Below are 12353 nucleotides of genomic sequence, written 5' to 3'. Positions count from 1 at the left end.
CGCGGCGTACAGCCACCCCACCCCCCCCTCTGGGCCCAACAACAAAACAAACGGCGGGTATCTTCCGCCCCCCCCCCGGCGGCGGCAGGGGGAGAGAGGACCTGCCGCCGCCATTGCCTCGTTGTCGACGACGACTCAGTACTTCAGGTTCTGCGACCAGTAGGTCTCGATCTGCTTGACCAGCGTGTCCGGCAGCGGCACGTAGTCCAGCTGCTTGGCCTGCGCATCGCCGCTCTTGTAGATCCAGCGGAAGAACTCCTGGGTCGCCTTGGCGTTGGCCACGTTCTTGGGCTGCTTGCGCACCAGGATGAAGTTGGTCGCGGTGATCGGCCATGCCTCGGCGCCCGGCGCGTTGGTCATCACCAGGTAGAAGTCCTTGGCGCTGGCCCAGTCGGCGCTGGCAGCGGCGGCGGCGAAGGAGGCGTCGCTCGGCATCACGACCTTGCCCGAGGCATTCTTCATCGCCGCGTAGGACATCTTGTTCTGCAGCGCGTAGGACAGTTCGACGTAGCCGATGCCGCCCTTGATCTGCTTCACGTAGGCGGCCACGCCTTCGTTGCCCTTGCCGCCGATGCCCACCGGCCACTGGACCGAGGTGCCTTCACCAACCTTGCTCTTCCACTCCGGGTTGACCTTGGAGAGGTAGTTGACGAAGTTGAAGGTGGTGCCCGAACCGTCGGAGCGGTGGACCACGGTGATCTTGCCGTCGGGCAGCTTCACGCCCGGGTTCAGCGCGGCGATGGCCGGGTCGTTCCAGGTCTTGATCTTGCCCAGGAAGATGTTGCCCAGGGTCGGGCCGTCCAGCTTCAGCGCACCCGGGGCGATCCCGGCCACGTTGATCACCGGCACCACGCCGCCGATCACCGACGGGAACTGCGCCAGGCCGGCGGCGGCCAGCTCTTCGGGCTTCAGCGGGGCGTCGGAGGAACCGAAATCGACGGTCGCCGCCTTGATCTGGGCGATGCCGCCACCGGAACCGATGGACTGGTAGTTGACCTTCTTGCCGGTGGCGGTGCTGTAGTCAGCCGACCACTTGGACATGACCGGGTAGATGAACGAGGCGCCCGCGCCGGTCACATCGGCGGCATTGGCGGCGAACACGGACGACGCGGCGAGGACGGCAACGGCGGCGCGCGACTTGAAGGCGTGGATCACGGGGTGGCTCCTGGGATGGATGACGGTGCGGGGTGTCCCGCCCGGCGCTCATTCCATAACCATTCGATGACAGCGCAGCGACTGTCATATGACCGCCTCGTGACATGCATTCAACGAGGGATGTCACAGCGGTTGCAGCGCCTCCGGAACCCCGTACTGGCGGCCGTCGTAACGCAGCACGCGGCGCTCGCCGTCCACCGTGGTGCGCCCGTCGCGGCACTCCTCGCCGTCCATCCAGCTGCGGGTGGTGAGCTGGCGCTCGCGCAGCACCAGATCGGCCAGGCCGTGTTTGCCGGGGGTGCCCACCGACACCGTGCGCGAGGTCTCCATCGACTCGCCGGCGCAGCGGGTGTCCCACTCGGCCTGGAAGCGGCGCAGCACCATCGGCGGGCCCAGCACGCGCAGCACGCCGCCCTGCAGCGCCAGCAGTTGCAGGGCATCCTCGCTGAAGGGATTGGGGCCGGAGCCATTGCGCCGCTGCACGCGCAGGCCGAACGCCAGGGTGTCCGGGGCGAGCTGGTAACGCGCGGTATCCAGGCGCATGCCGTCGAAGAAGATCGCGTCGCTGTCCAGCGCACCGGGCAGGCGTGCCCAGGCGCGCGGCAGGTGGCTGCCGGTATCGACCACCAGCACCTCCACGTCGCCCTCGCGCGCGTCGTTGTCGCCGCCATCGCGCCAGACCGGGGTCGCCAGCAGGGTCAGCTCGGGGCGCGCCGGCCAGCGCCGGCAGACGCTGCCGGTGGTGTCGCGCGTGTAGCCGGCGCGGTCGGGCAACACGTTGCCGCTGCGGGCGGCATAGGCCTGCTCGGCGGCGGCCTGCGGCGCGGGGCAGTCCTGCGCGCGGGCGGGCAGGGTGGCGGCACCCAACAGGGCCAGCAGCAGCGGCAGCGGCAAGGCGATACGCATCGAGGGCCATCCATGGGGCAAGGGCCGCCCAGCATACGCGCGCAGCCCCCACGGGGTAGCGCCACCCCATGCGTGGCCGCACAACCAACGGGGGTAGAGCCACCCCATGGGTGGCTGCGTGGTAGCCGGCATCGCGAGCAGCCACCCATGGGGTGGCTCTACCCCTCCCGGCGGTGCGCGCACAAAAAAAGGGCGCAGCCCAAGCTGCGCCCTTTCGTCCGGCGGTTCCCGCGCTGCTTACCAGAAGAACTGCAGGCGCGCTTCCAGGATGTTCGGGTCATCGTTGAGGAAGGTACGCGCGGTCGCGTTGTACTTCTTGCTGTCCACCATCACGTAGTTCAGGGCGAACTTGGTGTTGGAGCGCCAGTAGTAGTTCACGCCCACGGTCCAGATGTCCATCTTGCCGCCCAGCACGCCGTCGACGATCGGCGGACGGCCGGCCACCGGGTTGGCGCTGACGTTGCCGTCGTTGAGGTCCATGTGGTCGTAGCGGGCACCCAGCTGCCACATGCCACGGCCCGGCTCGTCCGGCAGGCCGGTGGACGGGGTGCCGCCCTTGTAGCCCCAGGTTTCGCCGGTGATGTTCCACAGGCCGCTGACGTAGTAGCCGTCGCTGGTGTAGTTGTCGCGGGTGTAGCGCTTGGCCTTGCTGGTGTAGTACTCGGCCTGGGCCTTGAACGGGCCGCCGATGTACATCGCTTCGGCGCCGAGGGTGGTCACGCGGTCGGTGTCGACCATGTTGCCGCTGTCGACCAGGCGCGCGGTGGCCAGGTCGGCGTTGGGACGGGCGCGCACGCGCAGGGTGTCCGCGTCGGTGTCGTAGTTGACGTAGCTCAGGCCGAAGTGCAGCACATTGCCCTTGTCATTGATCGGCGCCCAGGTGCCACGCGCGCCGTAGCCGCTGCCGTGGGCCAGGTTGCGGGTCAGCTCGCGGCCGAAGGCCGAGGCGGTGACCGACCAGTTGGCGTCGCCGATGCTGTACGCGCCGCCGAGGCGACGGGCCACCGCGTAGGTGTTGGTGACCGCGGCCTTGGAGATGAAGTCGTTGTTCTTGGTGCTGGACAGTTCTTCCAGGCTGTTGGGCTGCTTGAACTGGCCGAACTGCACGAAGTGGTTGGCGTTGCCCGCCAGCTTGTACTTCACGTTGGTGTCCAGGAACTTGTCGGCCTTGGCGTCGTAGCCGACCACCCACTCGATGTTGCCCGGGCCCTTGCCCTTGAGCACCAGCTCGGCGCGGCGCAGTTCGAACTCGCTGTCCTTGCCGTTGCCGGCGTCACCGCCGTTGAGGTCGGTCAGGTCGTTGTCGAACCAGTTGCCGTCGGCCTGGACCAGGCCTTCGAAGGTGATCTCCGAGCCGCCGATCACGTCGATGGCCACTTCGGCGTGTGCGGCCGGGACGAACAGCGCAGCCGCAACGGCCGCAGTCAGGAGTTGGCGATGCAGTTTCATGGAGAGCCTTGCAGGCAGGTGGGAAGATGCTGCGCAGGCTAATAAGTGAAGATTGCGTAAATATGACAGTTTCAGACAAACCGACGGCCGGCCGGGGCCCGGCCACGTCAGGGCCTGCCATTGATGCCCGAGGCAGATGACGGCCGGGTTGCGTTGAGATGGCAGTCGCGACCGGCGTCTCAGGCCGCGGTTTTCTGCTTGAAGCGGCACAGGTCGCGGATCACGCATTGCGGGCAGTCCGGCTTGCGCGCCTTGCATACATAGCGGCCATGCAGGATCAGCCAGTGGTGGGCGTCGAGCAGGAACTCGGCCGGGATCGCCTTGACCAGCCCGTCCTCCACTGCGCGCACGTCCTTGCCCGGGGCCAGCCCGGTGCGGTTGGCCACCCGGAAGATGTGGGTGTCCACGGCCATCACCGGCTCGCCGAAGGCGGTGTTGAGCACCACGTTGGCGGTCTTGCGGCCCACTCCCGGCAGTGCCTCCAGCGCCGCCCGGTCGCGCGGTACCTCGCCGCCGTGCTGCTCGACCAGCATCGCGCAGGCGGCGATCACGTTCCGGGCCTTGGCGTTGAACAGGCCGATGGTGGCGATGTACGGCTTCAGGCCGTCCTCGCCCAGGGCCAGGATCGCCTGGGGCGTGTTGGCCACCGGGAACAGCTTGCGGGTGGCCTTGTTGACGCCCACGTCGGTGGCCTGGGCGGACAGGGCCACCGCCACCAGCAGTTCGAACGGCGTGCTGTATTCCAGTTCGGTCTTCGGGTGCGGGTTGAGTTCGCGCAGCCGGGTGAACATTTCGATCACATCGGCCTTGGGCATGCGCGCGCTGCGCGGGGCCGGCTTGGCGGGCAGGGTGTTTTTCATCGGACTCATGCAGGGGGCTTGCCGGCGGCCTTGGCCTTGGCCCGCGCCAGGATCGCGGCGGCGGCCGGTGGCAGGGCCGGTTTCACGGTCGGGGTGGGGGCAGGAGGCGCACGGCGCGCGTCGCGCTCGGCGGCGCGTCGCGCCAGCCGCTGGCTCCGTTGGCGGTAGCGGTCGCGCGCGTCCCAGGCGCGTTGCAACTGCTGTTGGGCGTGCAGCAGGCGCGCCGGCAGGTCCGGGTAACCCGGCAACTGCGCGTCGTCGCCGTCGGCCGGCACGTAGTCCATCAGCCCGGCCGCCAGCGCGGCGTCCAGGTCATCGTCCAGTACCAGCCGCAACAGGCGGGCGGGCAGGGGGAGCGGGGCAGGCGACATGGCTCAGCGGTTCTGGAACACCGGCGGGCGCCGCGCCAGGAAGGCGGCGGTGCCTTCGCGCATGTCCTCGGTGGCGAACATCAGCCCGAACTGCGCGCTCTCGTATTCGAGCCCTTCGCTGATCGCGCATTCGCCACCGACATGGATGGCATCGAGGATGCCGCGCAGGGCCAGCGGCGCGGCGTTGGCCAACTGCGAGGCGAGCGCGGCCACGCGCGCATCCAGCGCATCGGCGGCGACCACCTCATTGACGATGCCCAGCTGCAAGGCGCGGGCAGCACCGATCGGGGCACCCAGCAGGCACAGCTCCAGCGCCGCGGCACGGCCGCACAGGCGCAGCAGCCGCTGGCTGCCGCCGAAGCCGGGGATCAGCCCCAGGTTGATTTCCGGCTGGCCCACCTTGGCGGTGTCCGCGGCGATGCGTAGGTGGCAGGCCATGGCCAACTCCAGCCCGCCGCCCAGCGCAAAACCGTTGATGCGGCACAGCACGGGCTTGGGCATGCGCTCGATGCGGCGCATCAGCTGCTGGCCCAATAGGGAGAAGTCACGTCCCTGAACCGCGGTCAGTCCGTTCATTTCGGCGATATCGGCACCGGCCACGAAGGCCTTCGGCCCGGCCCCGGCAAGCACGACCACGCGTACCCGGGGATCGGCGGCGGCGTCGGCAAAGGCCGCGTCCAGCGCCTCCAGGGTGGCGCGGTTGAGGGCGTTGAGCTTGTCCGGGCGGTTGACCGTGACGGTACGGATCGCGCCGTCGTCGGCGATCTGGACCGGGGCAGGGGCGAGGGAGAGGTCGGCCACGGCGGAATTCCTCAAAACGTTAAAAAAAAGTGATGTTGAACTCTTGAAAGCAAGACAGGTCATAGCCTGCGTCGTTAGTGGCGGTTCAACGTTGCGACGGCTATCCTAACCCGTCGCCTCAGGGCGGCCCAATGCGTCCTGAGTTACCACCCCTGGAGAAAAGTTTGATGAAGTTGCGTTCTATCGCGGTCGCCGTCGCGGCCCTGGCCCTGACGGGCAATGCCTTCGCCCAGGACACTTCGTCCGAAAAGGGCAAGCTGAGCTATTACTTCGGTTACGACTACGGTAACAACCTGGCTGAACTCACCGCCCGCGGCGAGCAGCTGGACATCAACTCGGTGGTGAAGGGCCTGCAGGATGCCTACGCCAAGAAGCAGCCGTCGATCACGGCCGAGCAGTTGAAGCCGGCGGTCGAAGCCTTCCAGAAGCGCGAGCAGGGGCGTGCCCAGGCCGCCAAGGCCGAGTACGAAAAGGCCGCCGCTGAAAACAAGACCAAGAGCACCCAGTTCCTGGCCACCAACAAGGCCAAGGCCGGCGTGCAGGCGCTGCCGAGCGGCGTGCAGTACCGCGTGGTGGAAGCCGGCAAGGGCGCCAAGCCGACGCAGGCGAGCACGGTGCAGCTGGAAGTGGCCGGTCCGTACCCGTACGGCACCCGCCCGGCCGACGCGCGCCCGGCGCAGCAGATTCCGTCGATCAAGGTCAGCGAAGTCGAAATGAAGGCCATGCGCGAAGTGCTGCTGCAGATGCCGGCCGGCTCCAAGTGGGAAGTGACCCTGCCGCCGGAGCAGGCCTACGGTGCCGACCCGCGCACCCCGTTCCCGCCGAACGTGGCCGTGCAGTTTGAAATCAAGCTGATCAGCGTCAAGTAAGAAGCATCAGCAGTGACATGGAACGCGCCGGTAGTTGCTACCGGCGCGTTTTTTTGTGTCGGGTGGTTTTGTCGGGGCAGGCGCGTGCAGGTGGGCTGGCCAACGCCAGGCGCCCTTGTTTCGCGCTACTGTTGCCAGGTGCATTCCACCCCCACTTCCACGCGTGCGCTTCCTACTCCCTGCATCGGCATCTGCGCACTGGATCGTGCCGGCCTGTGCACCGGGTGCCTGCGCAACGTGGACGAAATCACCCGCTGGTCCACGATGAGCCCCGATCAACATACCCACGCCATGCAGCACACCCTGCCGCTGCGCGAACAGCTGCGGCGGTCGCTGCGCGGCACGCTGGCCGAGCATGAGCGCCTGCTGCGCGCCCTGCATCCGCTGGACCAGCCGCCCACCGGCGATGGCTGGAACCGCAGCGAACTCAGCGACCTGCTGCCGCCCGGCCCGCCGGTGGAAGCGGCCGTGCTGGCCGGCATCGTCCCGCGCGAGGGCGGCGCCCAGGTCATCCTCACCCGGCGCACCGAAACGCTTCGCCAGCATGGCGGCCAGGTTGGTTTTCCGGGGGGCCGTACCGAGCCGGACGATCGCGACGCCGTCGCCGCCGCGCTGCGCGAAAGCCAGGAGGAAATCGCCCTGCCTGCCGCCCAGGTGCAGGTGCTCGGCTACCTCGACCCGTTCGTCACCATCACCGGCTACCGCGTCATGCCCGTCGTGGCCGTGATCGACCCGGCCTTCGTGGCGGTGCCCCAGCCGGCGGAAGTGGCCGAAGTGTTCGAGGTGCCGCTGGCCTACCTCATGGAGCCGGCCAACCTGCAGCAGGTGGAGATCGACCATCGCGGCCGCATCCGCCACGTGCTGGAATACACCTGGCCCGGCCAGCGCATCTGGGGCGCCACCGCCGCCATCCTCTACAACCTGCGTCGCCGCCTGGAGCAGACCACATGACCGCCACGCTTCCCGCCTGGACCACCCTCGTCGATGTACCCACCCTGGCCGCCGCACTGGGGCTGGATGGCCTGCGCGTGATCGATGCGCGCGCCACCGCCAGCACCGCGGTGCGCGTGGTCGATGCACGCTTCTCGCTCGCCGATCCCCAGTCCGGTGCCGCCGCCTACGCGCAGGGCCACCTTCCCGGTGCGCTGCACGCCGACCTCAATGCCGACCTGGCCGACCTGGGCCGGCACGGCCACGGCCGGCACCCGCTGCCCGACGAGGACGCCTTCACCGCCACGCTTGGCCGCTGGGGCATCGGTCCGGACACCCAGGTGGTGGTCTACGACGCGGCCGATGGCAGCATGGCCGCCGCGCGCCTGTGGTGGCTGCTGCGCCTGCTCGGGCATACCCGCGTGGCGGTGCTCGACGGTGGCCTGGCGGCATGGCAGGCCGCGGGCCTGCCGCTGAGCGAGGCGCTGCCGCAGGTGGCGGCCCGGCCCGCCTATCCCGGCCGTTTCGCACGCGACCAGATCGCCTCGGTGGACGAGGTGGCCGCCCGCCTCAAGCACGCGCCCGGTTGGCTGCTGGACGCCCGCGCCGGTGAGCGTTTCCGCGGCGAAGTGGAGCCGCTCGACCCGGTGGCCGGCCACGTGCCCGGTGCCGTCAACCGCCCGTTTGCCTTGAACGTGCACGACGGACGCCTGCGCCCGGCGCCCGACCTGCGCGCGGCGCTGCAACCGCTGATCGGTACGCATGCACCGGACCAGGTGGTGGTGATGTGCGGCTCGGGCGTGACCGCCTGCCACCTGCTGCTGGCCATGGAAGTGGCTGGCCTGCAGGGGGCAAGGGTGTATGCCGATTCGTGGAGTGGCTGGGTCGGCGATTCCGCGCGCCCGGTCGCCACCGGGGCCTGATCAGCCGCGCAGGGCCTGCAACGGCGTGGCCGCCAGCACCCGCGGCCAGGGAAACAACGGGCCGGGGTCGCGCTTGCGCGGCACCCGCCGCTCCGGATCGTCGCTGGCCACTTCCTCGCGCGTGTCCAGCCACTCGTGCCCGGCAATGTGGCGCAGGCTCGGCACCTGCTCGCACAGATGCTGCAGCAGGTCGATCAATGCCGCGACCTGGGCCTCGCTGTAAGGCTCGTCCATGGCCTGGTGGCGCGAATCCAGCCAGTGCGGATAACGGCCGCGGTTGACCAGCTCGATGCCGATCGAGCGCGGGTTGTAGCCGCTCACGTGGTGGGCCACGCGCGCCAGCGGCACGTACTGGACGATGCGGCCGTCGCGGTCGATGTAATAGTGGCCGCTGTTGCCGCTGCCGCTGTCATACAGCACGCGCTCGCCGTAGGTGCGGGCCATCGCCAGGTCGGGCAGTTCGGTGCAGTGGATCACCACCAGGTCGATCTGCGCCGGCGCGCGCGCGGCCAGGCGGTCCTGGTAGGGCAGCGGCTGCTGGGCGATGGCGGGCGGGGCGCGGTCGGGCATGCGCCGATGCTAGCATTCAGCCATGAAAGCTCACATCGATACCCGCCCGGTGCGCGCATGAGCCGCGGCCACTGCATCCTTTCCCATGGCTTTGAGAGCGGCCCGGACGCCACCAAGGTGACCGCGCTGGCCGAGGTCGCCCAGCGCCTGGGCTGGACCCACGAACGCCCCGACTACACCGACCTGGATGCCATGCGCCAGGTCAGCAGCGTGGGCGATGTGCGTGCCCGCCTGCAGCGGCTGCTGGCGCGTGCTGCCGAGGCGGCGGCGCGGGGGCCGGTGGTGCTGGCCGGCTCCAGCCTGGGGGCCTACATCTCGGCGATCGCATCGCTGCAGGTGCCGGTCCAAGGCCTGTTCCTGATGGTGCCGCCCACCCAGATGGGGCCGATGCCCGCGCTGGATGCGGCCAACGTGCCCATCAGCGTGGTCCACGCCTGGCATGACGAGCTGATCCCGGCCGCGGAGGTGATCGCCTGGGCGCAGGCGCGCTCGGCCCGGCTGCTGCTGGTGGACGACGGGCACCGCCTCAACCAGCACGTTGCCGCTTCGGCCGAGGCGTTCGAGGCCCTGCTGCGCTCGCTCTGAGCCGGGCGGGGAGGGGCCGGCCCGGCGATCCGGGCCCGGTCACGTACAATGCCGGTCCTGGCGCCCGCGCCGGGCTGCCTGCCGTGCCCGAGGGCACCCTCCTTCCGCTGACCTGCGATACCGATCCTGTGAAATTCTTTGTTTCCTGCGCCAAGGGCCTGGAGTACCTGCTCGCCGACGAACTGCTGGCGCTTGGCCTGGACAAGGCCACCGCCACCATCGCCGGCGTCAACGCCGAGGGCGAGCTGCCGCAGGCGCTGCGGGTGGTGCTGTGGTCGCGGCTGGCCAGCCGCGTGCTGTGGCCGCTGGCCGAGTTCGATTGCCCCGACGAAGGCTCGCTCTACCAGGGCGTGTCGGGCATGGCGTGGGAAAAGCACATCAGCCCCGAGCTGACCCTGTCGGTGGACGCACACGTGTCCGGCACCGAGATCACCCACGCGCGCTTCGCCGCGCAGCGGGTCAAGGACGGCGTGGTGGACAGCCTGCGCTCGCAGGGCCTGGAACGGCCCTCGGTGAACACCGAGTTCCCCGACGTGCGCATCAACCTGTCCCTGCGCAAGGGCCGGGCCACCATCTCCATCGACCTGGCCGGCGGCCCGATGCACCGCCGTGGCTGGCGCATGGCGCAGAACGATGCGCCGCTGAAGGAAAACCTGGCCGCGGCCGTGCTGCTGCGGGCCAACTGGCCCAAGATCCACCGCGAAGGCGGCGGCCTGCTCGATCCGATGTGCGGCAGCGGCACGCTGCTGATCGAAGGGGCGCTGATGGCTGCCGACGTGGCCCCCGGCCTGCAGCGCCACGGCAGCATTCCGCCGAGCCGCTGGCTGGGCTTCGACCGCGAGGCCTGGAACACCCTGCTGGACGAGGCGCGCACGCGCGAAACCGCCGGCCTTGCCGCGCTCAAGCAGGTCATCCACGGCAGCGACGTGGACCCCCAGGCGATCCACGCGGCCAGGCAGAATGCCGAAACCGCCGGCGTCTCCCACGCGATCTGGTTCGGCGTGCGCGATATCGGGGATGTGCAGGTGCCGCCGCAGGAAACCGGCTGCGTGGTCTGCAACCCGCCCTACGATGAGCGCCTGGCCGCCGATGCGGTGCTCTACCGCCGGCTCGGCGATGCGCTCAAGCGGGCGGTGCCGCAGTGGCGCGCCAGCCTGCTGTGCGGCAGCGCGGACCTGGCCTTCGCCACCGGCCTGCGCGCCAACAAGAAGTACCAGCTGTTCAACGGCGCGATCGAGTGTGCGCTGATCGTCTGCGACCCCATCGCGGTGCCGCAGCGCGAGAATGCCGGCCAGCCGCGTGAGCTGAGCGAAGGCGCGCAGATGGTGGCCAACCGCCTGCGCAAGAACATCAAGAAGTTCAAGAACTGGCGCAGCCGCGAGGCGATCACCTGCTACCGCGTCTACGACGCCGACCTGCCCGAGTACGCGGCGGCGATCGACGTGTACGAGGAAGACGCCGGCGCTCGCCGCACCTTCCTGCATGTGCAGGAATATGCGGCCCCGGCCACCATCCCCGACGTGGACGTGCGCCGCCGCCGCAACGAGCTGCTGTCGGCTGCGCGCGAAGTGTTCCAGGTGCCGGCCGAGCAGGTGGCGCTGAAGTCACGCGAGCGCGGCAAGGGCGGCAGCAAGTACGGTCGTTTCGAACAGCGCGGCGAGTTCGTGCTGGTGCGCGAGAACGATGCGCTGCTGCGCGTGAACCTGTTCGACTACCTGGATACCGGGCTGTTCCTGGACCATCGCCCGCTGCGCTGGCACATGGCCCAGGAAGCGGTCGGCAAGCGCTTCCTCAACCTGTTCTGCTACACCGGCGTGGCCAGCGTGCAGGCGGCGGTGGCCGGTGCGGCCACCACCACCAGCGTGGACCTGTCCGGCACGTACCTGCAGTGGTGTGCCGACAACCTGGCCCTGAATGGCAAGGGCGGCAGCGCCCACCAGTTGATCCAGGCCGATGCACTGGCCTGGCTGGAGGCCGAGCGCCATCGCTTCGACGTGATCTTCTGCGATCCGCCGACCTTCTCCAACTCCGCGCGCGCCGAGGATTTCGACGTGCAGCGCGAGCACCTGCGCCTGCTGCGCGCGGCCGTGGCGCGCCTGAGCCCGGAGGGCGTGCTGTACTTCTCCAACAACTTCCGCCGCTTCAAGCTGGACGAAGAGGCGATCAAGGAATTTGCCGAGTGCAGGGAGATCTCCGCCGACACCATCGGCGATGACTTCGAGCGCAACCCGCGCATCCACCGCGCCTGGGAGCTGCGCCGCTACGGCGCATGACGGGAAGCGGCCGCATGGACGAGCGTCACCTCCACGCCCACGGACTGCTGCTGCGTCCCTTCCAGGACACCGATGCCGCCGCATTCGCCGCGGCGGTGCGGGAGTCGGCCGAGGGGATGCAGCGCTGGATGCCGTGGTCCTCGGTGGACTACCGCGAGGAACAGGCGTTGCAGTGGTTCCAGGCCTGCCGCGAGAGCTGGGAGGCGGGCACGGCCTACGAGTACGGCGTGTTCGACCCGCGCACCGGCACGTTTCTGGGCGGCGCCGGGCTGAACGAAATCCGGCACGATCACCGCGTGTGCAACCTGGGCTACTGGGTGCGGCAGGCGGGGCAGGGCCAGGGCGTTGCCACCCGTGTCGTGCAGGCGCTGGCGGCCCATGCCGTCGGGCCGCTGCAACTGCAGCGGGTGGAGATCGTCGTGGCGGTGGGCAACCTGGCCAGCGAGCGGGTGGCGGTCAAGGCCGGTGCGCTGCACGAGTGCGTGGCACGCAACCGGCTGATCGTCGGCAACGCGCCCACAGCGGCGCACGTGTTTTCGCTGGTTCCCTGACCCCGCTGATCCCCGGTAACGCCGGCCGTTGACCAGCGCCGATGACATGCCCCCAGGGTAGAGCCACGCCATTGATCTGACCCCCGGAAGTTGGACACCCATTCAATAGC

General features: G+C 69.4%; 13 protein-coding genes. 6 read left to right on the top strand and 7 right to left on the bottom strand.

The features are described from left to right. Positions 1-135: 135 nt before the first annotated feature. The 6 genes from pstS to RSA25_RS16680 all read right to left on the bottom strand — a co-directional run bounded on the left by pstS (position 136) and on the right by RSA25_RS16680 (position 5542). Positions 136-1155 (bottom strand): phosphate ABC transporter substrate-binding protein PstS, encoded by a 1020-nt coding sequence (pstS, locus tag RSA25_RS16705; RefSeq protein ID WP_332809970.1) that lies wholly within the window; start codon positions 1153-1155, stop codon positions 136-138. Positions 1156-1278: 123 nt separating this feature from the next. Next, on the bottom strand, positions 1279-2061 hold the full coding sequence (locus RSA25_RS16700; protein WP_332809969.1) for a hypothetical protein: 783 nt from the start codon (positions 2059-2061) through the stop codon (positions 1279-1281). 237 nt (positions 2062-2298) lie between these two features. After that, positions 2299-3510, bottom strand: a complete 1212-nt coding sequence (locus RSA25_RS16695) for an OprO/OprP family phosphate-selective porin (protein ID WP_332809968.1) — start codon at positions 3508-3510, stop codon at positions 2299-2301. A 179-nt stretch (positions 3511-3689) separates the two neighbouring features. Then, positions 3690-4370, bottom strand: coding sequence for an endonuclease III (nth, locus tag RSA25_RS16690; RefSeq protein ID WP_332809967.1), 681 nt, complete (start codon positions 4368-4370; stop codon positions 3690-3692). A 5-nt stretch (positions 4371-4375) separates the two neighbouring features. Further along, on the bottom strand, positions 4376-4741 hold the full coding sequence (locus RSA25_RS16685; RefSeq protein ID WP_332809966.1) for a hypothetical protein: 366 nt from the start codon (positions 4739-4741) through the stop codon (positions 4376-4378). Between the two features lie 3 nt (positions 4742-4744). Next, complete coding sequence (locus RSA25_RS16680) at positions 4745-5542, bottom strand: enoyl-CoA hydratase-related protein (protein WP_332809965.1); 798 nt, start codon at positions 5540-5542, stop codon at positions 4745-4747. Between the two features lie 167 nt (positions 5543-5709). On the opposite strand from RSA25_RS16680, the gene RSA25_RS16675 reads away from it, so the two are divergent. The 3 genes from RSA25_RS16675 (at position 5710) to RSA25_RS16665 (ending at position 8264) form a co-directional block, all read left to right on the top strand. Beyond that, the gene (locus RSA25_RS16675; RefSeq protein ID WP_332809964.1) at positions 5710-6411 is read left to right on the top strand and encodes an FKBP-type peptidyl-prolyl cis-trans isomerase N-terminal domain-containing protein; all 702 of its coding nucleotides are present in this window, start codon (positions 5710-5712) and stop codon (positions 6409-6411) included. Between the two features lie 138 nt (positions 6412-6549). After that, positions 6550-7362, top strand: a complete 813-nt coding sequence (locus RSA25_RS16670; protein ID WP_332809963.1) for a CoA pyrophosphatase — start codon at positions 6550-6552, stop codon at positions 7360-7362. After that, complete coding sequence (locus tag RSA25_RS16665) at positions 7359-8264, top strand: sulfurtransferase (RefSeq protein WP_332809962.1); 906 nt, start codon at positions 7359-7361, stop codon at positions 8262-8264. Before RSA25_RS16670 ends, RSA25_RS16665 begins: the two co-directional genes overlap by 4 nt. On the opposite strand, the gene RSA25_RS16660 is transcribed toward RSA25_RS16665, so the two are convergent. After that, entirely contained in the window at positions 8265-8834 is a 570-nt protein-coding gene (locus tag RSA25_RS16660) for an N-acetylmuramoyl-L-alanine amidase (protein WP_332809961.1), read from the bottom strand. A gap of 57 nt (positions 8835-8891) precedes the next feature. Here RSA25_RS16660 and RSA25_RS16655 point away from each other — a divergent pair, with 57 nt between their 5' ends. The 3 genes from RSA25_RS16655 (at position 8892) to RSA25_RS16645 (ending at position 12243) form a co-directional block, all read left to right on the top strand. After that, the gene (locus RSA25_RS16655) at positions 8892-9419 is read left to right on the top strand and encodes a hypothetical protein (protein WP_332809960.1); all 528 of its coding nucleotides are present in this window, start codon (positions 8892-8894) and stop codon (positions 9417-9419) included. A gap of 128 nt (positions 9420-9547) precedes the next feature. Further along, complete coding sequence (rlmKL, locus tag RSA25_RS16650; RefSeq protein WP_332809959.1) at positions 9548-11692, top strand: bifunctional 23S rRNA (guanine(2069)-N(7))-methyltransferase RlmK/23S rRNA (guanine(2445)-N(2))-methyltransferase RlmL; 2145 nt, start codon at positions 9548-9550, stop codon at positions 11690-11692. Between the two features lie 14 nt (positions 11693-11706). Next, positions 11707-12243: a GNAT family protein gene (locus RSA25_RS16645; protein ID WP_332809958.1), complete on the top strand. Its 537-nt coding sequence runs from the start codon at positions 11707-11709 to the stop codon at positions 12241-12243. Positions 12244-12353 lie beyond the last annotated feature (110 nt).

Origin of the sequence: Stenotrophomonas sp. (genome assembly GCF_036662295.1) — a bacterium.
Taxonomy (GTDB): domain Bacteria; phylum Pseudomonadota; class Gammaproteobacteria; order Xanthomonadales; family Xanthomonadaceae; genus Stenotrophomonas.
The sequence above is the reverse complement of the archived record's forward strand: the minus strand, read 5'-3'. Positions and strand labels throughout refer to the sequence as shown.